Below are 22,707 nucleotides of genomic sequence, written 5' to 3' on the forward strand. Positions count from 1 at the left end.
AAGTTAAACGGGTGCCAGGCGCCAGAAGAGCAGCCCGATGATGGCCACGGACAGGACCGGGGCGAGGATCTTCTGCTCGAACTTCCTGCCGGTCTTGATGCCGATCTTCCAGGGCAGCACGAACTTGGCCGACAGCGGCCAGAGCACCGGGCAGCCCCGCTCGGTCATGCAGTCGCCGACGACGTGGGCCAGGCAGCCGATGCCCACGACGAGCCCCAGCCAGGCGTAGCCGACGTCGAGGGAGAGGAAGACGGCGTACAGGCCGGCGGTGAGCCCGATGTTGATCATCGCGGACCCGAGCTTGTTGCCGGGGATGCCGACGCCGATGGCCCGCAGGGCGAGGCCGACGAGCAGGACGACCATGATGTCGCGCCCGATGGGATAGGCGTTCGCCAGCCAGTGCGCCGCGAAGCCCATCGCCACGGCGAAGGCCAGCGAGTGAGTCGCCCCGCGATGGCCCCCGCTGAGCCAGTTCACGACCTTGCTGAGGGCCCAGGTGACGGGCCCGAACGTCTGCGCGATCGTCGCGCTCGGATGGTCGAGGTCGGGCAGCATCGCCGCGCCCGCGCAGATGACCGCTCCGGCGATCAGCTCGGCGGGATTGAGGGCGTTGGCCATGATCCCGGTCTCGATGAAGCGGGAGGGCGCGTCGTTCAGCAGCGGCAGTGCGGCCAGGGGCGGAGCGAGCCCCAGCCAGGCGATGGCCCCCGTCATCGCATGTGTGTGCCCCATCATGATCGGGACCCTACGGCAAAGAACGCCTTTACGCGTCCCGGCATGCCAAGCCCCTGCGGGGCCGGGAACAGAGATATGACCCCCGGGCGAACACGGCCGCGGGGCATCGCCGGTCAAAGTTCGGGGAAACCCGGGACGACCGGGCGTGAAACGCAGACGAGGCCGTCTCCACGGCGACAGCACCCCCCAGCCCTGCCGACGCGGAACGACCTCGTCTGATGTGTAGAACGCGTACCGCTTCCGATCCTGTTCCCCTGATTCCGCAACTTTTTGGTGATCTGGCTCACTCTGTCGCGGGCCTTGATGACAGCGTTCTATCGATATATCGTTGACGCATCGAGAATAGATCGCGATATAGGAGGAACGACATGAGTCACCCTCTGGCGGCGGGTCTCCCCTGGCTCGGCGCACACGCGTGCGGGCGCGCGGCCCGCGAGGCGCTGCGCGGCATGGCCGGCGCGTTCGACCTCGGCGGGCATCACAGCGGGCATCACGGCGGGCATCACGACCGGCGGGAGCGCGGCATGCGGGGGCCGGGCCCGTTCCCGTTCGACTTCGGGCGCGGCCCGTGGGGGCCGCCGGGCGGGCCCTGGGGCGGCGGTCACCGCGCCTGGGGCGGCCGGGGCCGCAAGGCCAAGCGGGGCGACGTACGCGCCGCCATCCTGGCGCTGCTCGCCGAGGAGCCGCGCAACGGCTACCAGATCATCCAGCAGATCGCCGAGCGCAGCGAAGGCGGCTGGAAGCCCAGCCCCGGCGCCGTCTACCCGGCGCTGCAGCAGCTCACCGACGAGGGCCTGGTGATCCCGGCCGAGAGCGAGGGCCGCAAGACCTTCCGCCTCACCGACGAGGGCCGCGCCTACATCGAGGAGCACGCCGACGAGGTGCGCGCCCCGTGGGACGAGATGCGACCCGACATCGACGACAACACCGCCGATCTGTGGCACATCGCCCGGCAGTCGGCGTTCGCCATGACGCAGATTCTCCACACCGGGAATGACGCGCAGATCCGCGAAGCGCGTAAGACTCTGGTTGAGGCCCGGCGCAGGCTCTACCAGATTCTGGCCGACGACGAGCCCGGCGACGAGTGACCCGGGCGCGCACGGCTGGAGCGACGGGACGCGGCGGCCTCGGGGGTGACCCGGGCCGCCACACCGCACGAGGCACGACCATGGGCATGACCGGCGCCGCACCGGATGGCCGGTTCGGGCAGAGCGAGGAGCCAGAGATGGACCGCGACGATCTCCGCGTCGGCGACGCGGAGCGGGAGCAGACGATGGCCGCCCTGCGCGAGCACTTCGCGCAGGGCCGGCTGACCCACGAGGAGCTCGACGAACGGCTCGACCAGGCGCTGACCGCCAAGACGGGCCGCGACCTCGCCCGCGTGACGGCCGACCTGCCGGGCCACGGCCACGAGCCGGCGCCGCCGGAATGGGCGCCCGAGCGTGGCCCGTGGCACGGGCCGGGCTGGGGCCATCACCCCGGGCCAGGATCGTTCCACGACGTGGCGGGCTGGCGGGCGGCGGCGCACGCACACCGGCAGCAGATGCGGGCCGTGCGCCACACGCAGCGGGAGGCCCACCGCGCCGCCTGGGCGGGCCGGCGCGGTCACCTGGGGCCGCGACACCACGGCCCGCGCCCGTTCCTGCCCGTGCTTTTCGTGATCACGGCGCTGGCGCTGATCTTCGGCGGGGCCGGGCTGTTCAAGGTGCTGTTCGTGGTGTTCGTGGCGGCGCTGCTGTTCAGCGTGGTCCACCGCCACTTCCACTCCCGCCGCTGACGCGGGGGCTCTCGTTGACGCAGCGCAGGACGGGGAAGGCGGTCAGGGCGGCCGGATCGAGCTCGCGCGCGGTGGTGACGTGGAAGACGGCGCTCTCGCCGGGCAGCAGCGTGACGAGCTGGTCGTCCACCTCCGCGTCCGGGTCGAGGCGGTCGGGGAAGAGCGCCAGCTCGCGCAGCACGGTGACGGCCGTGACCGTCACCCGGTAGCCGCCCTCCACCCGCTCGGCGCCCGCCTCCCAGGCCGCCGCCGGGAAGCCGGCGGCGGAGTCCTCGGCGTAGCAGGCGACCGCGCGGACCTCTCCCAGGCGGGCCACGAGCAGCTCGCCCGCCGGGTCGCCGGGCACGGCCACCGCCGGCGGCAGCTCCACCCGGGTCACCGCCCTGGGCGCGACGTGCACGGAGACGACCTCCTTGGCCAGCGGCTCGCCCGCGAGGCCGTGGCGGACCAGCGCGAGCTCGCCCGTCCAGGGCTCGGCCGAGTCGTTGACCAGGCTCACCTGCCCGTCGTGCACGGTGAGCAGCCGGTCGGCGTAGGCGCGGCGGAGGGCGTACCACAGGGGCTTGCGCCGCCCGTCGCCGTCGACCGCCGACCATGACGTGACCGGCCAGCAGTCGTTGAGCTGCCAGACGATCGTCCCCATGCAGTACGGCATCAGCGACCGGAACCGCTCGATCCCGAACGCCATCGCCCTGGCCTGGTTGAGCTGGGTCAGGTAGTGCCAGTCGTCGAACGTCTCCGGCCGCGGCAGGTGCTCGCCGAGCCCGCGCAGCAGCTTGTCCTGCCCGTCGATCGCCTTCTGGTGGGAGGAGCCGGGCGTGAGCGGCTCGTCGGAGGAGGCCCGGCGCAGCGTCGCGTACGCGGGCGGCCCCTGGAAGCCGAACTCGGCGACGAACCTCGGCCGGTAGGCGGCGTAACGGGTGTAGTCCTCCCGGTTCCAGACGTCCCAGATGTGAATCGTGCCACGGGCGGGGTCGTTCGGCGGCAGGCCGGGCGCGCCGGAGTAGGGGCTGCCCGGCCAGTACGGCCGGGCCGGGTCCAGCTCGGCCACGACCGACGGCAGCAGGTCGTGGTAGAAGCCCGCGCCCCAGCTGCGGTGCTCCAGCCGCTCCTGCCAGCCCCAGTCGGCGTGCCCCTCCAGGTTCTCGTTGTTGCCGCACCACAGGGCCAGGCTCGGGTGGCGGGCCAGCCGGGCGACGTGCTCGCGGGCCTCGGCCTCGACCTCCGACCGGAACGGCTCCTCCTCCGGGTAGGCGGCGCAGGCGAACGGGAAGTCCTGCCACACCAGCAGGCCCAGCTCGTCGGCCAGGTCGTAGAAGTCCTCGCTCTCGTACGTGCCACCGCCCCAGACGCGCACCAGGTTGACCCCGGCGTCCACGGCCTGGCCGAGCCGGCCGGTCAGGCGTTCGCGGGTGACGCGGGCGGGGAAGCAGTCGTCGGGGATCCAGTTGACGCCCCTGACGAACACCGGCACGCCGTTGACCGCCAGCCGGAACGCCTCCGGCTCCAGCTCGACGTCACGGAAGCCGATCCGGCCCGTCCACTCCTCCGCCCCCAGCCGCACGGACAGGTCGTAGAGCGGCTGGGCGCCGTACCCGCGTGGCCACCACAGCTCCGGCTCGGGGACCCGCAGGGCGAGCGCGGCCGTGCGCCCGTCGAGCCGCTGCTCGGTGCGCGCCCCGGCGACCTCGGCGGTCAGCGTGAGCGGCTCCTCCGTGGTGCGCTCGACGCGGACGTGCACCTCCACCGTGCCGTCGGCGCGCGCCAGCGGGCGCACCTCGGCCAGGCGGGCGCGGCTCCAGCTCTCCAGCCCGATCGGCCGCCAGATGCCGGCCGTCACGACGTTCGGCCCCCAGTCCCAGCCGAAGTTGCAGGCCGTCTTGCGGATGAACGGGTAGGGCTCGTCGTACGCGCCGGGCCGCTCCCCCAGCGCCGCCCGGCGCTCCTCGGCGTAGGCGTAGGCCGAGCCGAAGTGCACGACGAGCTCGTTGACGCCCTCGCGCAGCAGGTGGCGGACCGGGAAGCGGTAGGAGCGGTGCTGGTTGGCGGTGCTCCCCACGCGCACCCCGTTGAGCGTGACCGCGGCGACGGTGTCCAGCCCCTCGCACACCAGGTCCGTACGCTCGTGCTCGTCCGGCGACCAGGTGAACGTGGTGCGGTAGGTCCATTCCTCGCGGCCGATCCAGGCCAGCAGGTGCTCGTTGTCGTCGAGGTAGGGGTCGGGGATCACCCCGGCGGCGAGCAGGTCGGTGTGCACACAGCCGGGCACGGTCGCCGGCACCCCGTCGAGGTCCCGCGACGACAGGGTCCAGCCGTCGTGCAGCGGACGGTACGAACTCACGTGTTTCTCCTAGTGACAGGTGCTGAGCCGGGCGCAGGCCACGAAGTGCCCCGGTCCGGCCTCGGCGAGCACTCCGGTGCCGCCGTTCAGGTGGTAGGCGCAGGTGTCCACGGGCGTGGCGTCGTCCCAGGGCTGGTGCAGGCGCGGCACGGCCGCCAGCAGCTCGCGCGTGTACGGGTGCAGCGGGCCGCCGAAGACCTGCCCGGTCGGCCCCATCTCCACGACGCTCCCCCGCCGCAGCACGATCGTGCGCTCGGCCAGGTAGGTGCCGAGGGACAGGTCGTGCGTGATGTACAGCACGCCCAGCCCCCGCGACTTGAGCTCGGCCAGCAGGTTGAGCACCTCGATGCGGGTGGAGGCGTCCAGCATGCTGGTGATCTCGTCGGCGACCAGCAACTTGATCTCCAGCAGCAGCGCGCGGGCGATGAGCAGGCGCTGCAGCTGGCCGCCGCTGAGCTGGTGGGGGTACTTGCCGAGCACCTGGCCGGGGTTGAGACGCACGTCCCGCAGCGCGTCCTCGACCCGCGCCGCCCACTCCGGCCCGGGCACCGACGGGAAGTAGGCGTCCTTGACCATGGCGAACACCCGGTCGGCCTTGAACACCGGGTTGAAGGAGCTGAACGGGTCCTGGAAGATGCCCTGGACGCCGCGGTAGAACTCCTTGCCCTGCCGCACCGGGCGGCCGTCGAAGGTGATCGTGCCGCTGGTGATCGGCTGCAGCCCGAGGATCATCCGGCCGATCGTGCTCTTGCCGCTGCCGCTCTCCCCGATCAGCGAGACGACCTCGCCGGGGGCGACCTCGAAGCTCACGTCGCTGACGGCGGTGAGGCTCCTGCCGCCGAGCGCGCCGATCCTGAACCGCTTGGTGACGTCGTCGAGTCTGAGCATCAGGCCTTCCAGCAGGCTACGTGGTGGTCGCGGGCGAGCTCGGTCACCGGCGGGTCCTCGCCGCACTCCTCGCCGGCGAGCGGGCAGCGGTCGCGGAAGCGACAGCCCGCGGGCGGGTCCAGCAACGACGGCGGGCTGCCGGCGATGCCGTCGAGCCTGCGGTCGGCGTAGCGGACGCCCACCTCAGGCAGCGAGTCGAGCAGCAGCCGCGTGTACGGATGCCGGGGCGCCTTGACGATCACGTCGGCGGGGGCCTTCTCGGCCAGGCGGCCGGCGTACATGACCATGATCGTGTCGGCGATGTGGTGGGTGAGGGCCAGGTCGTGCGTGATGAAGATCATGCTCTTGACGTAGCCGCTGTCGCGGAAGCCGAGCAGGGCGCGGGCCACGGCCTTCTGGGTGGAGACGTCGAGCGCGGAGGTGACCTCGTCGGCGATCAGCAGGGACGGGTCGAGCAACGTGGAGATGACCATCACCATGCGCTGCCGCATGCCGCCCGACAGCTCGATCGGGTAGCGGTCGAGCACCGCGGGCGGCAGGCCGACGTGGGCCATGCGGCTCTCCAGCTCGGCGGGGTCCACCGCGGCGCCGCGCGACCTGAGCAGCTCGGCGACCAGTCTGCGGATCTTGCGGGTGGGGTTGAGCGCGCTCATGGCGTACTGCGGGATGAGGGAGACCCGGCGGAAGCGGAAGTCGTTCATCCTGCGGTCGTCGTCGATCGGCAGCTCCTCGCCGTCGAGCGCGACCGTGCCGCCGGTGCGGCGCATGCGGCCGTCCATGCGGATGAGGGCCTTGCCCAGGGTGCTCTTGCCGCAGCCCGACTCGCCGACCAGCCCGAGGATCTCGCCGTCGGCCAGGTCGAAGGAGACGCCGTCGAGCGCGCGCACGTCGCCCTTCAACGTCCTGTAGTGCACCTTCAAGTCGTTGACCCGCAGGCTCATAGCTCCCTCAGCTTCGGGTTGAAGACCTCGTCGAGGCCGACGTTGGCCACGTAGAGCGCGCCGACGACGGCGGTGATGGCGGCGCCCGGCGGGACGAACCACCACCACATGCCGAGCTGGAGTGCGCTCCACTGGGTGGCGTTCTGCAACATCAGGCCGAGCGAGACGGCGTCGGTGGGGCCGAGGCCGATGAAGTCCAGCGACGAGGCGATGAGGATGGAACCACCGAACAACAGGATGAACGTCATGAACAGGTACGAGCTCATGTTCGGCGCGATCTCCCTGGTGATGATCCGCCAGGTGCCCGCGCCGCTCATCCTGGCCAGGTCCACGAACTCGCGCGAGCGCAGCGTGAACGTCTGCGCCCGGATCGCCCGCGCCGCCCACGGCCACTGCGTCAGGCCGATGAACAGCCCCTGCACGGCCACGCTGCGGATGCCGAGATAGGCGTTGACGATCAGCAGCACGGCCAGCGCGGGGATGACCAGGACCACGTTGGTCAGCATGTTGAGGACCTCGTCGACCACGCCGCCCCGGTAGCCGGCGGTGAAGCCGACCAGCATGCCGATGACCGCGGCGATGCCGCCGCCGATCGCGCCCACCGCGAAGGTGCTGCGCAGACCGTGCACGAACTGGGCGAAGATGTCCTGGCCGAAGGTGGTGGTGCCGAACCAGTGCTCGGCCGAGGGCGGGCTCATGGGGCGTGGGCCGTACTGGTTGGGCGACACGTCCGTGAACAGCGGCCCGACCAGGCCGAGCACGAGCAGCACGGCGACGACGCCGAACCCGGTCAGCAGCTTGCCGTTGCGCACCGCGAAGTACAGCGCCTCGCGCCGTACGCCCTCCCGCTCCTGAGGGGTGGCTTCCTGCAGCGCCGTCATGCGTCAGCACCCGCCATTCCCGCCCGCGTCCTGGGGTCGACCACGACGTAGACGATGTCGATGATGAAGTTGGCGATCAGCACGCCGAGCACGATGAACAGGAACGTGCCCTGCAACAGGAAGAAGTCGCTGTTCTGGATCGCCTTGAGGATGAGGCTGCCGAGCCCCGGATAGGCGAAGACGATCTCGGTCACCAGCGCGCCCGCCACGATCACGCCGAGCTGCAGGGCCAGGCCGGTGATCTGGGGCAGGACGGCGTTGCGGAAGGCGTACCTGCGGATCAGCCTGGACGGGGCGCCGAGCGCGGACAGGTAGTTCGCGTAGTCCGACTCCAGCTCATAGATGATCATGTTGCGCATGCCGATCGCCCAGCCGCCGAGCGCGACCAGGAACAGCGACAGGAACGGCAGCGCCCAGTGGTGCAGCAGGTCCAGCAGGAACGCCCACGACCAGGTGGGCTGCATGGAGAAGCTGTAGCCGCCGGCCACCGGGAAGAGACCCGCGACCACGCCGAGCCCCCAGGCCAGCAGCACGGCCAGCCACATGTACGGGGTGGCGGTCAGGATGTAGCCGATCGGCAGGACGGTGTTGTCGAGCACCCGGCGGCGGGCGGCGTACGCGCCGAACCAGTTGCCCACCACCCAGCTGAGCAGCACCGACGGCACCACCAGAGCCAGCGTGTACGGCACCGCGTCGGCGATCACCGTGCCGACGGGCGTCGGGAACAGCCAGATGCTGAGCCCGAAGTCGCCGCGCAGCAGCGCGCCCCAGAAGCTGAGGTACTGCTGCCACAGCGGCTGGTCGAAGCCGAAGAGGTCGTTGTAGTAGGCCCGCATGGCGGCCACGGCCTGCGGCTGGGTCATGTTGGCCCGGGCCACCATGCTGGCCACCGGGTCGCCCGGCATGAAGCGCGGGATCATCCAGTTGACGGTGACGGCGACGAAGAACGTCAGCCCGTAGACGAGCAGTTTCCTGCGGAAGTAACGGCGCACGTGTGTCTCTCCGTGAAGGCCTCCACCCCCGGGGCTCTGCGGGGCGGAGGGGAGGGGTCGTCCCGGTCAGGAGCCGGCCGGCTGGAGCTGCGTGAGCGTCTCGAAGCCGCCGAGCTCGAACCAGTTACGCCACATCACGGCGCCGGTCTTGGGGGCGTTGCCCTGCGAGGAGGGCCAGTTCTTCCACGCGCTGGTGCTGTGCTGCGCCCACAGGCCGTTGTACCAGAGCGGGATGACCGGCAGGTCGTCCAGATGGATCTGCTGGAGCTGGGAGGTGATCTTCTGCATGCCCGCGACGTCGTCGGTCTTCACCCGGTCGAGGTCGCGGACGAGGTCCCAGGCCCGCTCGTTCTCGTAGCGGGCGAAGTTGACCGTGTTCTGCTGCTCCAGCACGGGCATCTTGAACATGTACTCGTAGTAGGTGTAAGGCGAGTTCGACAGCTGCCGCTCGTTGTTGATCAGCAGGTCGAAGTTCCCCTCGGTACGCTGCTCGACCAGCGCGTTGAAGTCGGGGAACTCCGCCGTGATGGAGATGCCGGCCTCCTTGGCGCTCGCGGCGATCGAGCGTGCCGACTCCATCCAGTCGGTCCAGCCCGACGGCACGATGAGGGTCAGCTCGATCTTGGAGCCGTCCTTGTTCTCCACGAGCCCGTCGCCGTCGCGGTCGCGGTAGCCGGCGTCGGCCAGCAGCTGCTTGGCCTTGGCGGTGTCGAACGTGAAGCCCGCCGAGGAGACCACGTCCTGGTCGACGAACTTCTCCCACTGCGGCAGCAGCCCGGTGGGACTGGCGGGGCGCACCAGGTTGCCGTACACGCTCTCGACGATCTGCTTGACGTTGATCGAGTGGGCCAGCGCCTTGCGGAAGGCCGCGTCGTCCATCGGCTTCTTCGTGGTGTTGGGCACCAGCCAGGCGGTGTTGGCCGACAACATGTACGGCGGCTCGTTGTAGTACGTCGTCAGCCCGAAGTTGCCCTGCACCAGGTTGGCCACGCCGGGCAGGAAGTTGTTGCTGAGGTCGAGCTGCCGCTGCAGCAGCATGCCCATCGCGACCTCATTGCTCGGGGTGGCGATGTCGACGATGTAGCGGGGCTTGGGCTCCATGTTCAGCGCCGTCTTGCCCCACCAGTCGTCGCGGCGCTGCAGCACCACGCGGTCCTGGCCCTTGCGCAGGATCTTGTACGCGCCGGTGCCGACCGGGTTCTCGTTGACGCCGTCCAGGACCTCCTTCTCGGAGCGGTCCTTCCAGACGTGCTGCGGGACGATCGAGCGGCTGTAGAGGTTGAAGTCCCACTGCTGGTAGTTGGCCTGGGAGAAGGTGAAGCGCACCGTCTGGTCGTCGACCGCCTCGATGCCCTCCAGCCAGTTCCACAGGTCGTGGTAGGGGACCGTCTCCATCTTGCCGAGCTCGTAGGAGAACTTGACGTCCTCGGCGGTGAACGGCTGCCCGTCGGACCAGGTGATGCCGGGGCGGAGCTTGACCTCGTACGTGGTGTCGTCCGACCAGGCGCCGCCGGCGGCCAGCCAGGGCTTGAGCTGTGCGTTGACGGTGTCGTAGTGGAACAGCGTCTCGTACACCAGGCCCTTGGTGCCGACGGCCGAGTCCCACTCCCTGATCGGGTTGAAGTTGACCGGCGGCCCCCACTGGGTGCCGGTGGTGTAGAGGGTCTCGCTGCGCGGCAACTGGCCGGGGTCGGCCACCGCGCCCTGGCCGCCCTGAGGCTGCGAGGCCGCCGGCGGTGGCGTGGATCCGCCGCTGGTGCAGGCGGAGGCGAGCAGGCTCGCCGCCACGAGCGGGATCATGAACCGAGCCCGGATACGCATCGCTACTCTCCTTCCTCCGCGCGTGGCGCGAAGGTTCGCAGTCTGCCGAGACACCCCGATGGGCCGGCTTCCGACGGTGGTTGGGAGCGCTCCCAAAAGCGGCGCGCACAACGCCCCCGCCCGGAGACCGGTGAGCGATCAGTCTTCACATGGACTCATGGCCCGAAAGGGCCTGCTGAACCGGATAAGTACCGCGAACGTAAATTCCGCGTGACCGTGGAGTCAAGGGCTGTGACGCTTTCGAGACGTGGCCCTGCAAACGCTCTCAGCGGTGAGCGGCCGACCGGTTCGACGAGGCCGGCCCGCCCATCCGCGGCGGGCCGGCGTCATCACAGCAGCGTCAGATCCAGCCCATGCGCTGGGCCGTACGGATGGCCTCCAGGCGGTTCTGGGCGTCCAGCTTCGTCATCGCACTCGACAGGTAGTTGCGCACGGTGCCCTCGGTCAGGTGCAGCTCGCCGGCGATGCGCGCGATCGTCGCGCCGTCACCCGCCAGGCGCAGCGCGTCGCGCTCCCGCTCGGTCAGCGGGCTGTCGCCCGCCGCCATCGCCGCCGCGGCCAGCTCCGCGTCCAGGTAGCGGCCGCCGCCCTGGACCTTGCGGATGGCCATCGCCAGCTCCTCCGCGGACGCGTCCTTGCCGAGGAAGCCGCTGACGCCCGCCGCCATGGCCCGGCGCAGGTAGCCGGGGCGGCCGAGGCTCGTCAGAATCACGATCTTGCACTGGGTGCTGATCTGCTCGGCGGCGCTCAGGCCGTCCATGCCGGGCATCTCGATGTCGAGCACGGCCACGTCGGGGCGGTGCTCGGCGACGGCGGCCACGACCTCGTCGCCCCGGCCCACCTGGGCCACGACCTCGATGCCGTCCTCCAGGTCGAGCAGCGCGGCGATGGCGCCGCGGATGAGGTGCTCGTCGTCGGCCAGCAGCACGCGGGTGCTCATGCCGGCACCGCCGCCCGCAGCATGTAGCGGTCCTGTTGAACCGGCCGCGCCTCCAGAGTGCCGCCGGCCGCGCGTACCCGCTCGGCCAGGCCGGCCAGGCCGATCTGCGCGTGCTCGCCCACGGGCCCGCTCACGCCGTCGTTGGACATCTCCAGCACTCCATCCTTGATCGTGATCGTGCAGCGTTCGGCCTTGCTGTGCTTGAGCACGTTGGTGGCGCCCTCCCGGACGACGGTGGCCAGGAGCGTACGGGTCTCCGGCGCCAGCGAGCCCGTCTCGGCGCGCACGGTGCAGCGCACGTCGGCCGCCTCCAGCACCGCCCGCACGCTGGCGAGGACCTCGTCCAGGTCGAGGGCCCGGTAGTTCTGCACGGTCGCGCGCACCTCGCGCAGCGACTTCCTGGCCAGGTCGCGCACCTCGAACATCTGGGCCGCGGCGGCCTCCCGGTCGGCGCGCAGGGCCCGCTCGGCGCTCGCCGTACGGGCCGCGACGTCGATCAGGCTCTGGCCGAGCAGGTCGTTCAGGTCGCGGGAGAAGCGCAGCCGCTCCTCCGAGACCGCAAGCTGGGCCAGGGCGTCCTGCCCCTCGTGGGCCTCCTTGGCCACCCGCCAGAGCCAGAGGTTGGCCAGCACGCCACCGACGCTGATCGCGGTCAGCACGCTCTGCATCACGAAGAACGGCGGCTCGAAACCCTGCGCCAGGGTCACGTACAGGTTGAGCACCGCGATCGACGCGATCGACAGCACGATGATGGTGCGCCTGCGGACGAACGGCGCCAGGGCGGCCAACCACGGCGGGTGGGCCCACATGATCGGGAAGATCGACAACAGCGCGACGATGAGACCGCTCACCACGAGGACGGCGGTGGGCCGCGAGCCCTCCCGCAGAGCTACCCGGAACGACCGCATCGCGAGCACCTGGAGGGCGAGCAGGAGCACGGCCGCGACGGCCAAGACCTGCCACGGCATCCCCATCCGCATGCGGACGTACAGGTCGTAGTAGCCGACGAAGGAGATCAGGACCACGAAGTCCGTGGTGTAGACGATCAGCCAGCGGATCTTGTCGAGCTTCGTCGCGCGCCGGATCACGCGGACACCGCCGCGCGCAGCAGGAACTCACCCGTCGGCGTCGGCTCGGCCGAGAACGAGCCGCCGGCCGTGACCAGCCGCTCCGACAGGCCGCGCAGGCCGCTGCCCGGGTCGGCGGCCCCGTCGCGGACGCCGTCGTTGCGCATCTCCAGCACCCCTCGGTCGATGGTGATCGCGCAGCGCGTGGCGGTGCTGTGCTTGAGCACGTTCGTGGCGCCCTCGCGCACCGCCCAGGCCAGCAGCGCCCTGGCGGCGGGCGACAGGCCGTCGGCGCGCACGTCGACGACGCACCGGGCGCCCGCGGCCTCCAGCGCGGCGCGTACGCCGGCGAGCTCCTCCTCCAGGTCGAGCGTCCGGTAGCCGTCGACGGCGAGTTGCACCTCGGTCAGCGCGTCGGCGGCCAGGTGGCGTACGTCGGCCATCTCCGCCTCGGCGCGCGCGGCGTCCTTCGTCGACAGCTTGGCGGCCAGCTCGCTCTTCAGGCTGATCACCGCGAGGCTGTGGCCGAGCAGGTCGTGCAGGTCGCGGGCGAAGCGCAGCCGTTCCTCGGCCACGGCGAGCCTGGCCTTGGCCTCCTTGCCGTCGTGGGCGTCCTTGATCGTCCGCCAGAGCCAGCGCCACACCAGCATGGCGGCCACCAGCGCGACCCCGCTCAAGATCTCGCCGAACAGCACGCCGACCCAGTGGCGGCCGGTGACGAACGAGCTCCACCAGGTGACCAGGCTCACCACCACGACGCCGAGGACCACCGTGGCGCGCAGCGACAGGTAGAGCGCGGCGGCCGACAGCCACAACACGCCCACCTCCATCCAGCTGGGCGTGGCGGCCAGCTGCTCATGCGGCAGCAGCACCAGCGCGCCCGCCGCGCAGGCCCCGGCGACGAGCAGTTTCGGCGACGGGCTTCGAGGGCGGTCGTAGGTCTCCCGCATCAGGAAGGGGAAGAGCCCGTAGAGGCCGAGCTGACAGGCGACGGCGGCGACGAATTGCGGCAGGGAGATCGCGCCGTGCTCCCAGTGGATGACGGTGAGCACGAGGAACATCACGGCGAACATCGCCACCATGCCGTCCATCCAGTACAGAAGGAGCTTGCGCGCCGTCTCCGGACGTGCCGCCATCACGCCCTCCCCCGCAGATCAGAACCTTGCTGCCTGCCCGGAATCCTATCTTCAGGGAGAAGTGCTCCAAAGGATCCGCAAAACGTCGGGTATGGGGTTGACGCCGCGGAGTGACAACCAGGCCAGGCCGTGACGGTCGGCGTAGGCCGCCAGCGTACGGGCGTCCGCCCGGCTCAGGTCGCCCGCGCCGGCCAGCACCGGCGTGAGCGCGATGCGCGGCCACGCCTCCTCCGGCGTGGCCAGGCCGTGTGCCCGCGCGATCTGGTCGCGGGCCGCGCGCACGGCCGCGGCCATCCTGCGCAGCCGGCCGTCGCCGGCGGCCCGCGGCTCGACGGTGGCCAGCAGGTTGACGATGGCGACCTCGGCGCCCTCGCGGCGGGTCAGCCGCAGCATCGTGACGTCGGACGGTTCCAGCCCTTCGGGGGTCAGCGGCAGCGTGAGGACCACCCGCAGCGGGCGTTCGTGCTGCACCGCCCGGAGGGCGCGGGCCCGGCGCAGCACGGCGGCCCGGTCCGCGCCGTCACGGACCTCGAACTCGACGGCCGCGGCGCCGAACGCCCCCACCACCCGCCGGTAGGCGGCGGCCAGCGCGGCCGGACGCGGGCAGGCCATGGCCAGCTCCTTCCCGCCGGGGCCGCCGAAGATCGGCACGGCGTCGCCGCCGAGCGCCCGCAGCCGCCCGATCCGGTTGGCGACGGGGTTCCTCCCGAGGTCGATGCGGCCGGTCCACCGGGGCGCGCAGCCGTCGCCGCCCGCGACGAGGTGGCCGAGCGCGTAGTGGCGCACACCGCTGCGGCGGGCCTCGGCGGGCAGGTCCAAGCCGGGGTCGCGGGCGGTGTCCACGAACCCCACGAAAGCCGGCGGCGGCTCCTGCGGCGGCGGGGCGACGGTGATCGTCGGGGAGACGGCCGGACGCGCCGCCACGGGCGGGCGGGCGGCGTCGGCGGGGAGCAGCCGGACCGCCACGGCGGTGGCGGCGGCGAGCGCGAGTGCGGCGAGGACGGCGAGCGGACGCGGGAGCAGGCCGGGCTCCCTGGTGTGCCGAGACATGGACCACCCCACGTAGTCGGTCGGCTACGGTACGACACCGGCGGATGAACGTTAGCAAGCCGGGCGACTCGGCGTGGGGCTTTTCCGGTTCCCGTCCGATGTGTGCGGATAATGTGGTCATGAAGCTGCGGATCTTCACCGAACCACAGCAGGGCGCCACATATGACGACCTGCTTACCGTCGCTCAGGCCACCGAACGCCTGGGTTTCGACGCTTTCTTCCGGTCCGACCACTACCAGCGGATCGGTCCCGGCGACCCGGGGCCCGGCCCGACCGACGCGTGGGTCACGCTCGCCGGTCTGGCCAGGGAGACGTCCCGGATCCGGCTGGGCACGCTGGTCTCGCCCGCCACGTTCCGGCTGCCCGGGCCGCTGGCCATCAGCGTGGCGCAGGTGGACCAGATGAGCGGGGGCCGGGTCGAGCTGGGCTTCGGCACCGGCTGGTACGACGGCGAGCACTCGGCGTACGGCATCCCGTTCCCGCCGGTGGGCGAGCGGTTCGGCAGGTTCGAGGAGCAGCTGGAGATCATCACCGGGCTGTGGACGGCGGAGAAGTCGTACTCCTTCGAGGGCAGCTACTACCGGCTGGCCGACTCGCCGGCGCTGCCCAAGCCGGTCCAGCGCCCCCGGCCGCCGGTGATCATCGGCGGGTTCGGGGCGAAGCGCACGCCCCGCCTGGCCGCGACGTACGCGGACGAGTACAACGTGCCGTTCCACACGCCGGCCGAGACCGGGGAGGCGTTCGCGCGGGTGCGGCGGGCGTGTGAGGAGACCGGGCGCGGCCTGAAGTACTCGGTCGCGCAGACCACCGTCGTGGGCGCCGACCGGACCGAGGTCGAGCGGCGCGCGGCCGCCGTCGGTCACGATCCCGCGCAGGGCCTGTGCGGCACCCCGGCCGAGGTGCTGGAGCAGATCGGGAAGTACGCCGAGCTCGGCGCCGAGCTGGTCTACCTGCAGATCCTCGACCTGCACGACATCGAGCACCTGGAGCTGATCGCCGCCGAGGTGCTGCCGCACGTCGGGTAATCCGTTGGCGGCGCTTTGCGCCGTTGGGGCAGACTTGGGCCGTGCTGCTGATGATCTCCACGACGGCGACGCCCGCGACGGATCTGGGCTTCCTCCTGCACAAGCACCCCGAGCGCGTGCAGGAGTTCGGCCAGTCGTTCGGCACGGCGACCGTCTTCTATCCGGAGGCCGGCGCCGAGCGTTGCACGGCGGCGCTGCTGCTGGACGTCGACCCCGTCGCGCTGGTCAGGTCGCGGGGCAAGGGCTCGCCCGACTTCAGCCTGTCGCAGTACGTCAACGACCGCCCGTACGCGGCGTCCTCGCTGCTGGCGGTGGCCTTGGCCGACGTGTTCCGCACCGCGCGGGCGGGCCGGTGCAAGGCCCGGCCCGAGCTGCCCGGCACGCCGCTGCCGCTGGAGCTGCGGCTGCCCGCGCTGCCCTGCAGGGGCGGGCCGGAGCTCGCACAGCGGCTGTTCGAGCCGCTCGGGTGGGCGGTGGACGCGCGGCCGGTGCCGCTCGACGAGGGCTTCCCCGACTGGGGCGAGTCCCGCTATGTCGGGCTCACCCTGCGCGGCACCGTCCGTGTGGCCGACGCCCTCAACCACCTGTACGTGCTGCTGCCGGTGCTCGACGACGCCAAGCACTACTGGATCGCGCCCGACGAGGTGGACAAGCTGGTCAGGGCCGGTGAGGGCTGGCTCGCCGGCCACCCGGACCGCCCCCTGATCACCCGCCGCTACCTGGGCCGCCGCCGCGCGCTCGAACGCACCGCCCTGGCCCGCCTCGCCGAGCTGGGCGACGACCTGGAAGAACGCCTCGACCCCCCGATCGACGAGGACCCCACCGACCCCACCCCCGAGACGGACGCCGACCCACACGCCCACTCCACCCCCGAGACGGACGGCGCCCCACACGCCCACCTCACCCCAGAGACGGACGGCGCCCCACACGCCCACCTCACCCCCGAGACGGACGGCGCCCCACACGCCCACCTCACCCCAGAGACGGACGGCGCCCATCGCCGTCCCGCCTCGGAGCGGGACGGCGATGCCCACCCCACTCCCCGGACCGACGGCGACCCACACGCCCGGGTCACGCCCGAGACGGGCGGGGAGGGCGGGGGTCTGCCGCCCGCGGCGAAGTCGCTCAGCGTCAGGCGGCGGGAGGCCGTCCTCGCCACCCTGGAGGAGCTGGGTGCGGCCAGTGTGATCGACCTCGGGTGCGGGCGGGGCGAGCTGGTCGGTGCGTTGCTCCAGCGCCCGCGCTTCACCCGCGTCGCCGGCATGGACGCCTCCCCCATGGCGCTCGCCATCGCCGCCCGCAAGCTGCGCCTCGACCGCATGCCCGACACCCGCCGGGCCAGGCTCACCCTGTTCCAGGGCGCGCTCACCTACACCGACCGGCGGCTGTCCGGCTACGACGCCGCCGTGCTCATGGAGGTGATCGAGCACGTCGACCCGCCCCGGCTGGACGCGCTCGAACGCGTCGTGTTCGGCGCCGCCACCCCGCGGCACGTGCTGGTCACCACCCCCAACGCCGAGTACAACGTCCGCTACCCGTTCCTCACCGGCCTGCGCCACCCCGACCACCGCTTCGAGTGGACCCGCGCCGAGTTCACCGCCTGGGCCACCGGCGTGGCCGCCCGGTACGGCTACCGGGTCGCGTTCGCGCCGGTCGGCGACGACGACCCCGAGCTCGGCCCGCCGACCCAGATGGGAGTGTTCACCCGTGATCTCGCTTCCTGAGCTCTCCCTGGTGCTGCTCGTCGGCGTGTCCGGCAGCGGCAAGTCGACGTTCGCGCGCCGGCACTTCAAGCCCACGCAGGTGATCTCCTCCGACTTCTGCCGCGGCCTGGTCGCCGACGACGAGAACGCCCAGTCGGCCACCCCTGCGGCGTTCGAGCTGCTGCACCACATCGTCGGCGTGCGCCTGTCGCGGGGCCTGCTCACCGTGGTCGACGCCACCAACGTCCAGTACGCCGCCCGCCGCGGCCTGATCGAGCTGGCCAAGCGGCACGACGTCCTGGCCGACGCGATCGTGCTCGACGTGCCGCGCGAGGTGGCGGTCGAGCGCAACGCCGCCCGCCCCGACCGCGACTTCGGCCCTGGTGTGGTGGCCCGCCAGGACAAGGACCTGCGCCGTTCCCTCACCCGCATCTCCGGCGACGGGTTCCGCAGGGTGCACGTGCTACGCGGCGTCGAGGAGATCGAGGCCGCGCAGGTCACGTACGAGAAGGCGTGGTCGGACCTGACGGAGCTGACGGGCCCGTTCGACATCGTCGGCGACGTGCACGGCTGCCGCTCGGAGCTGGAGACGCTGCTGCGCGAGCTGGGCTGGGAGGGGATCCGGCACCCGCGGGGCCGCACCGCGGTGTTCGTCGGCGACCTGGTCGACCGCGGCCCCGACACACCGGGCGTGCTGCGCCTGGTCATGGACATGGTGGAGGCCGGCACGGCGATCTGCGTGGCGGGCAACCACGAGAACAAGCTGCTGCGCGCGCTCAAGGGCCGCAAGGTCACCGTCGCGCACGGCCTGCAGGAGTCGCTCGACCAGCTCGCCGCGCAGCCGCCGGAGTTCGTCGAGCGGGTCCGCGGCTTCCTCGCGGGGCTGCGCAGCCACTACCGGCTCGACGGCGGCCGGCTGGTCGTCGCGCACGCCGGGCTGAAGGAGGCCTACCACGGCCGCGCCTCCGGCCGGGTGCGCGCGTTCGCCCTGTACGGCGACACCACCGGCGAAACGGACGAGTACGGCCTGCCGGTCCGCTACCCGTGGGCCGAGGAGTACCGGGGCCGCGCCATGGTCGTCTACGGCCACACCCCCACGATCCGCGCCGAATGGGTCAACAACACGATTTGTCTGGACACGGGGGCGGTGTTCGGTGGCAACCTGACCGCCCTGCGCTACCCGGAGCGCGAGCTCGTCCGCGTACCCGCGGAGAAGGTCTGGTACGAGCCGGCCCGCCCGCTCGGCACCGCCGGACGCGACCCCGGCCTGCTCGACGTGACCGACGTGATCGGCACCCGGCACGTGGAGACCAGGTTCGGCGGCCGCGTCAAGGTCGCCGAGGAGAACGCCGCCGCCGCACTGGAGGTCATGAGCCGGTTCGCGGCCGACCCGCGCTGGCTGGTCTACCTGCCGCCGACCATGGCCCCGCCGGAGACCTCGCGGCTCGACGGCTACCTGGAGCACCCGCACGAGGCGTTCGAGGAGTTCGCCGCGGCGGGGGTGGACGAGGTCGTGTGCGAGGAGAAGCACATGGGCTCGCGGGCGGTCGCCGTGCTGGCCAGGACGCCGGAGGTGGCGCGGGAGAGGTTCGGCGTGACGGACGGCGCCGGCATGGTCTACACCCGTACCGGGCGCCCGTTCTTCGCCGACCCGTCGCCGCTGGTCGACCGGCTGCGCGAGGCGTGCGAGCCGCTCTGGGCCGCGCTCGGCTCCGACTGGGTGGCGCTCGACTGCGAGCTGCTGCCGTGGTCGGCCAAGGCGGGCGAGCTGATCAGGTCGCAGTACGCCTCCGTCGGCGCGGCCGCCCGGGTGGCGTTGCCCGAGGCGGTCGCGGCCCTGGAGGCGGCGGCCGGGCGCGGTCTGGGTGTGGGACCGTTGCTGGACCGCGCCCGACGCCGCTCCGGCAACGCTGCCCTGTTCCGCGACGCCTACGCGCGCTACTGCTGGCCGGTCGAGGGTCTCGACGGCATCCGGGTGGCGCCGTTCCAGATCCTGGCCTGCGAGGGGCGGGCCACGGCGCTGGAGCCGCACGCCTGGCACCTGTCCACGCTCGCGCTGCTCGACTCGCCGCTGATCACGCGGACGCGGCACGTCACCGTCCGGCTCGGCTCGGCGGAGTCGAGGGCCGAGGCGACCGCGTGGTGGGAGGCGCTGACGGCGGCCGGCGGCGAGGGCATGGTGGTCAAGCCCGCGGCGTACACGCCGGGGCGGGTGCAGCCGGGCGTGAAGGTGCGCGGGCGCGAATACCTGCGCATCATCTACGGCCCCGACTACACCGAGTCGCTCGACGTGCTGCGCCGCCGCTTCCTCGGCAAGAAGCGCTCCCTGGCGCTGCGCGAGTACGCGCTCGGCCTGGAGGCGCTGGCCCGGCTGGCGGACGGCGAGGCACGCTGGCGGGTGCACGAGCCGGTCTTCGCGGTGCTGGCGCTGGAGTCGGAGCCGGTCGACCCACGCCTGTGATGCCTGTGACTCGTGGGTAATGCCCCATTTTGGGGTAAGGACCTACATGGCTACTCAATACACCCATCATGAGCATCTCGGCCATGTCGTGTTCATCACGGCCGCCGCCGCCATCGGCGGATTCCTGTTCGGCTATGACAGCTCCGTCATCAACGGGGCCGTGGTGGGGATCCAGCGGCATTTCGCGGTCGGGTCGTTCGAGATCGGGTTCGTGGTGGCGATCGCGCTCCTGGGCTCGGCGCTGGGCGCGTGGACCGGTGGCGGGCTGGCCGACCGGTGGGGGCGTACGAGGTCGATGCAGGTCGCGGCGCTGCTGTTCGCGGTCAGCTCGATCGGGCAGATGTTGCCGTTCTCGGTGTGGGATCTGGCGTTCTGGCGGGTGGTGGCGGGGTTCGCGATCGGCATGGCGTCCGTGCTCGGGCCGGCGTACATCGCCGAGGTGGCCCCGCCGGCCTTCCGGGGGCGGCTGGGGTCGTTCCAGCAGCTCAACATCGTGCTCGGGATCGCGGTCTCGCAGCTGGTCAACTACGTGATCGCGCGGCTGGCCGGCGGCGACGTCAACAACTACCTCGGCCCGCTGCAGGCGTGGCAGTGGATGCTCGGGGCCTGCGTGGTGCCCGCCGGCTTCTACCTGCTGTTCGCCCTGACCATCCCCGAGTCGCCGCGCTACCTGATCATGTCAGGGCGGACGAAGCGGGCCCGGGAGGTGCTGGCCGAGGTCGAACCCGACGACGTGGACCTCGACGACCGCATCTCGGAGATCCAGCGCGTGCTGCGCACCGAGCGCGTGCCGGGGTTGCGCGACCTGCGCGGCCCGGCGCTGGGGCTGCTGCCGATCGTGTGGATCGGCATCGTGCTCTCGATCTTCCAGCAGTTCGTCGGCATCAACGTGATCTTCTACTACTCGTCGGTGCTGTGGCAGTCGGTGGGCATCAACCAGGCCGACTCCCTGCTGATCAGCTTCTCCAGCTCGATCATCAACATCATCGGCACGTTCATCGCGATCTCGCTGGTCGACAAGATCGGCCGGCGGCCGCTGCTCATGATCGGCTCCGCCGGGATGGCCGTCTCGCTGGCCACCGCGGCGCTGGCGTTCAGCGCCTCCCGGGTCGTGAACGGCACGGTCTCCCTGCCGAACCCGCAGGGCGCGATCGCGCTCATCGCGGCCAACATGTTCGTGCTGTTCTTCGCGCTGTCGTGGGGCGTGGTGGTCTGGGTGCTGCTGGGCGAGATGTTCCCCAATCGCATCCGCGCCGCCGCCCTGGGCGTGGCGGCGGCGGCCCAGTGGATCGCCAACTGGGCGATCACGGTGTCGTTCCCGGCCCTGGCGGACCGGAACCTGCCGCTCACCTACGCCGGATACGCGCTGTTCGCCCTGCTGTCGTTCCTCTTCGTGGCCAAGTGGGTCAGAGAGACCAAGGGCCGCAAACTGGAGGAGATGGGCTAGTCTCCGGCACGTGCTCGACGACGTCCTCGCGCCCTCACTCGACGTGCTGTTCTGCGGTATCAATCCCGGTCTGATGTCGGAGGCCACCGGTCACCACTTCGCCCGGCCGGGCAACCGCTTCTGGCCGGCGCTGCACGCGTCCGGTTTCACGCCGCGCCGCCTCGCGCCGGCCGAGCAGCACCTGCTCCCGTCGTACGGGCTCGGCATCACGAACATCGTCCCCCGGGCCAGCGCCAAGGCATCGGAGCTGACCCGAGAGGAGCTCGCCACGGGCGGGGCGGCCCTGGCCGTGAAGGTCGCCGGGCTGCGGCCGAAGGTGCTGGCCGTGCTCGGCGTGTCTGCCTACCGTACGGCCTTCGCCCGGCCCAAGGCCCGCATCGGGCCGCAGGACGAGCTCGTCGGCGGGGTGCGGGTCTGGGTGCTGCCCAACCCGAGCGGGCTCAACGCCCACTGGACCCCGGCGGCCCTGGCCGCCGAGTTCCGCCGCCTGCGCGAGGCGCTCGCCTAGTCGGCCGCGAAGTCCTGCGTCCAGTAGATCTGACCCTGCGCGTCCTTGGCCGCGCCCACCCCGATGTGGGTGTACGAGCAGTTCATGATGTTCTGCCGGTGGCCGTCGCTGTTCATCCACGCCTTGACCACCGCGGCCGCCGACGGCTGCCCCATGGCGATGTTCTCCGCCCAGGCCGAGCCGCCGAAGCCGGTCGCGCGGATGCGGTCGGCCATGTCGCGGCCGTCCTGGGAGTCGTGCTCGAAGTAGTCGTTCTCGGCCATGTCGGCGGAGTGCCCGTGCGCGGCCTCGCGCAGGCGCGCGTCGTGCTTGAGCGGCCCGCAGCCGCCCTGCTCGCGCTCGACGTTGGTGAGCCGGACGACCTCGTTCTCCATGGCCGAGCCGACGGCCGACACGGGCCCCTTGCGCTCGGGCCGCGCGGGCTGCTCGGGCTGCCGCGGGGCCACCTCAGGCTGGGAGGGGATCAGGGTGGGGGTCGGCGTGGGGGTGACGCAGGTCAGCCGCACGGCCTTCGACTTGACGGTACGGCCTCGGTAGTCGGTGGCCGTCGCGTAGTACGTGCCCGGCTCGCAGGGCAGCTTGAGCGCGATGCGACCCTTCCTGGTCGCGCCGCTCTTGACGACCCGGTCGTCGCCGGGGACGGCGCGCTTGACGCGGATGCGCAGCAGCGCCGGGTGCACACAGCCGCGGCGCACGGCCGCGGACTGGATCCTGAGAGCGGCGATGTCGGGCCGGGTCACCTTCACCCGGCAGTCGTCCGATTCGGGCGTCGGCTTGGGAGTCGGCACGGCGCTCGGCGTGGCCGCCGGCGCCGTCACCTCGGCCGCCACTCCGGCCGCCTGAGGGCCCTGCTCCCCGCCGGTGGCGGGGGCACAGGCGGCCAGACCGGCGACGGCTGCGAGGACCCCGAGAGGTTTACGCATGGGGGTTGCCTCCAGTTGCGGTAGACGCTGGTGGTCCCGCATTCTGTCGGCCCCGTTACCAATTTGTCACG

At 71.8% G+C, this 22,707-nt stretch carries 19 protein-coding genes; 7 read left to right on the forward strand and 12 right to left on the reverse strand.

The features are described 5' to 3' along the window. Positions 1–3 precede the first annotated feature (3 nt). A complete protein-coding gene (locus ACIBP6_RS27220) occupies positions 4–735 on the reverse strand; it encodes a metal-dependent hydrolase (RefSeq protein ID WP_397056538.1) in 732 nt (243 codons plus the stop codon). A 368-nt stretch (positions 736–1,103) separates the two neighbouring features. Here ACIBP6_RS27220 and ACIBP6_RS27225 point away from each other — a divergent pair, with 368 nt between their 5' ends. Next, on the forward strand, positions 1,104–1,823 hold the full coding sequence (locus tag ACIBP6_RS27225) for a PadR family transcriptional regulator (RefSeq protein ID WP_397056540.1): 720 nt from the start codon (positions 1,104–1,106) through the stop codon (positions 1,821–1,823). A gap of 137 nt (positions 1,824–1,960) precedes the next feature. Further along, positions 1,961–2,512, forward strand: coding sequence for a DUF1707 domain-containing protein (locus ACIBP6_RS27230; RefSeq protein ID WP_397056541.1), 552 nt, complete (start codon positions 1,961–1,963; stop codon positions 2,510–2,512). On the opposite strand, the gene ACIBP6_RS27235 is transcribed toward ACIBP6_RS27230, so the two are convergent. The 10 genes from ACIBP6_RS27235 to ACIBP6_RS27280 form a co-directional block, all read right to left on the reverse strand. Next, positions 2,475–4,853 carry a glycoside hydrolase family 2 protein gene (locus tag ACIBP6_RS27235; protein WP_397056543.1) on the reverse strand — a complete coding sequence of 793 codons (2,379 nt, stop codon included), beginning with the start codon at positions 4,851–4,853 and terminating at the stop codon, positions 2,475–2,477. The genes ACIBP6_RS27230 and ACIBP6_RS27235 overlap by 38 nt on opposite strands. Before the next feature lie 9 nt (positions 4,854–4,862). Continuing rightward, positions 4,863–5,741, reverse strand: a complete 879-nt coding sequence (locus tag ACIBP6_RS27240) for an ABC transporter ATP-binding protein (protein WP_397056544.1) — start codon at positions 5,739–5,741, stop codon at positions 4,863–4,865. Continuing rightward, a complete protein-coding gene (locus ACIBP6_RS27245) occupies positions 5,741–6,682 on the reverse strand; it encodes an ABC transporter ATP-binding protein (RefSeq protein WP_397056546.1) in 942 nt (313 codons plus the stop codon). The genes ACIBP6_RS27240 and ACIBP6_RS27245 overlap by 1 nt, the downstream gene beginning before the upstream one ends. Beyond that, positions 6,679–7,563 carry an ABC transporter permease gene (locus tag ACIBP6_RS27250; RefSeq protein ID WP_397056548.1) on the reverse strand — a complete coding sequence of 295 codons (885 nt, stop codon included), beginning with the start codon at positions 7,561–7,563 and terminating at the stop codon, positions 6,679–6,681. The genes ACIBP6_RS27245 and ACIBP6_RS27250 overlap by 4 nt, the downstream gene beginning before the upstream one ends. Beyond that, positions 7,560–8,555, reverse strand: a complete 996-nt coding sequence (locus ACIBP6_RS27255; RefSeq protein ID WP_132611891.1) for an ABC transporter permease — start codon at positions 8,553–8,555, stop codon at positions 7,560–7,562. The genes ACIBP6_RS27250 and ACIBP6_RS27255 overlap by 4 nt, the downstream gene beginning before the upstream one ends. Positions 8,556–8,621: 66 nt before the next feature. After that, on the reverse strand, positions 8,622–10,376 hold the full coding sequence (locus ACIBP6_RS27260; protein ID WP_397056550.1) for an ABC transporter substrate-binding protein: 1,755 nt from the start codon (positions 10,374–10,376) through the stop codon (positions 8,622–8,624). Between the two features lie 340 nt (positions 10,377–10,716). Beyond that, positions 10,717–11,316, reverse strand: coding sequence for a response regulator transcription factor (locus ACIBP6_RS27265; protein ID WP_397056552.1), 600 nt, complete (start codon positions 11,314–11,316; stop codon positions 10,717–10,719). Next, complete coding sequence (locus ACIBP6_RS27270; protein WP_397056554.1) at positions 11,313–12,404, reverse strand: sensor histidine kinase; 1,092 nt, start codon at positions 12,402–12,404, stop codon at positions 11,313–11,315. The genes ACIBP6_RS27265 and ACIBP6_RS27270 overlap by 4 nt, the downstream gene beginning before the upstream one ends. Then, entirely contained in the window at positions 12,401–13,519 is a 1,119-nt protein-coding gene (locus ACIBP6_RS27275; RefSeq protein ID WP_397056556.1) for a sensor histidine kinase, read from the reverse strand. The genes ACIBP6_RS27270 and ACIBP6_RS27275 overlap by 4 nt, the downstream gene beginning before the upstream one ends. A 51-nt stretch (positions 13,520–13,570) precedes the next feature. Continuing rightward, the gene (locus ACIBP6_RS27280) at positions 13,571–14,569 is read right to left on the reverse strand and encodes a hypothetical protein (RefSeq protein ID WP_397056558.1); all 999 of its coding nucleotides are present in this window, start codon (positions 14,567–14,569) and stop codon (positions 13,571–13,573) included. A 119-nt stretch (positions 14,570–14,688) separates the two neighbouring features. On the opposite strand from ACIBP6_RS27280, the gene ACIBP6_RS27285 reads away from it, so the two are divergent. Genes ACIBP6_RS27285 through mug form a run of 5 tightly spaced genes read left to right on the forward strand, consistent with a single transcriptional unit; the run spans position 14,689 to position 21,713 of the window. Further along, complete coding sequence (locus ACIBP6_RS27285) at positions 14,689–15,594, forward strand: LLM class F420-dependent oxidoreductase (RefSeq protein ID WP_397056560.1); 906 nt, start codon at positions 14,689–14,691, stop codon at positions 15,592–15,594. A 41-nt stretch (positions 15,595–15,635) separates the two neighbouring features. Continuing rightward, positions 15,636–17,318: a 3' terminal RNA ribose 2'-O-methyltransferase Hen1 gene (locus ACIBP6_RS27290; protein WP_397056562.1), complete on the forward strand. Its 1,683-nt coding sequence runs from the start codon at positions 15,636–15,638 to the stop codon at positions 17,316–17,318. After that, positions 17,302–19,758 carry a polynucleotide kinase-phosphatase gene (locus tag ACIBP6_RS27295; protein WP_397056563.1) on the forward strand — a complete coding sequence of 819 codons (2,457 nt, stop codon included), beginning with the start codon at positions 17,302–17,304 and terminating at the stop codon, positions 19,756–19,758. Before ACIBP6_RS27290 ends, ACIBP6_RS27295 begins: the two co-directional genes overlap by 17 nt. A 46-nt stretch (positions 19,759–19,804) precedes the next feature. Continuing rightward, entirely contained in the window at positions 19,805–21,205 is a 1,401-nt protein-coding gene (locus ACIBP6_RS27300; protein WP_397056565.1) for a sugar porter family MFS transporter, read from the forward strand. Positions 21,206–21,215: 10 nt separating this feature from the next. Beyond that, positions 21,216–21,713 (forward strand): G/U mismatch-specific DNA glycosylase, encoded by a 498-nt coding sequence (mug, locus tag ACIBP6_RS27305; protein WP_397056567.1) that lies wholly within the window; start codon positions 21,216–21,218, stop codon positions 21,711–21,713. On the opposite strand, the gene ACIBP6_RS27310 is transcribed toward mug, so the two are convergent. Continuing rightward, positions 21,710–22,636 (reverse strand): CAP domain-containing protein, encoded by a 927-nt coding sequence (locus ACIBP6_RS27310; protein WP_397056569.1) that lies wholly within the window; start codon positions 22,634–22,636, stop codon positions 21,710–21,712. The genes mug and ACIBP6_RS27310 overlap by 4 nt on opposite strands. Positions 22,637–22,707: the final 71 nt, after the last annotated feature.

The sequence above is a fragment of the Nonomuraea terrae genome, from assembly GCF_044465245.1.
Classification (GTDB): Bacteria; Actinomycetota; Actinomycetes; order Streptosporangiales; family Streptosporangiaceae; genus Nonomuraea; species Nonomuraea terrae.

Coding starts and splice junctions, on each gene's coding strand:
- ACIBP6_RS27220 (WP_397056538.1), bottom strand. CDS start 735: ATGATGGGGCACACACATGCGATGACGGGGGCCATCGCCTGGCTGGGG.
- ACIBP6_RS27225 (WP_397056540.1), top strand. CDS start 1,104: ATGAGTCACCCTCTGGCGGCGGGTCTCCCCTGGCTCGGCGCACACGCG.
- ACIBP6_RS27230 (WP_397056541.1), top strand. CDS start 1,961: ATGGACCGCGACGATCTCCGCGTCGGCGACGCGGAGCGGGAGCAGACG.
- ACIBP6_RS27240 (WP_397056544.1), bottom strand. CDS start 5,741: ATGCTCAGACTCGACGACGTCACCAAGCGGTTCAGGATCGGCGCGCTC.
- ACIBP6_RS27245 (WP_397056546.1), bottom strand. CDS start 6,682: ATGAGCCTGCGGGTCAACGACTTGAAGGTGCACTACAGGACGTTGAAG.
- ACIBP6_RS27250 (WP_397056548.1), bottom strand. CDS start 7,563: ATGACGGCGCTGCAGGAAGCCACCCCTCAGGAGCGGGAGGGCGTACGG.
- ACIBP6_RS27260 (WP_397056550.1), bottom strand. CDS start 10,376: ATGCGTATCCGGGCTCGGTTCATGATCCCGCTCGTGGCGGCGAGCCTG.
- ACIBP6_RS27265 (WP_397056552.1), bottom strand. CDS start 11,316: ATGAGCACCCGCGTGCTGCTGGCCGACGACGAGCACCTCATCCGCGGC.
- ACIBP6_RS27275 (WP_397056556.1), bottom strand. CDS start 13,519: ATGGCGGCACGTCCGGAGACGGCGCGCAAGCTCCTTCTGTACTGGATG.
- ACIBP6_RS27280 (WP_397056558.1), bottom strand. CDS start 14,569: ATGTCTCGGCACACCAGGGAGCCCGGCCTGCTCCCGCGTCCGCTCGCC.
- ACIBP6_RS27285 (WP_397056560.1), top strand. CDS start 14,689: ATGAAGCTGCGGATCTTCACCGAACCACAGCAGGGCGCCACATATGAC.
- ACIBP6_RS27300 (WP_397056565.1), top strand. CDS start 19,805: ATGGCTACTCAATACACCCATCATGAGCATCTCGGCCATGTCGTGTTC.
- ACIBP6_RS27310 (WP_397056569.1), bottom strand. CDS start 22,636: ATGCGTAAACCTCTCGGGGTCCTCGCAGCCGTCGCCGGTCTGGCCGCC.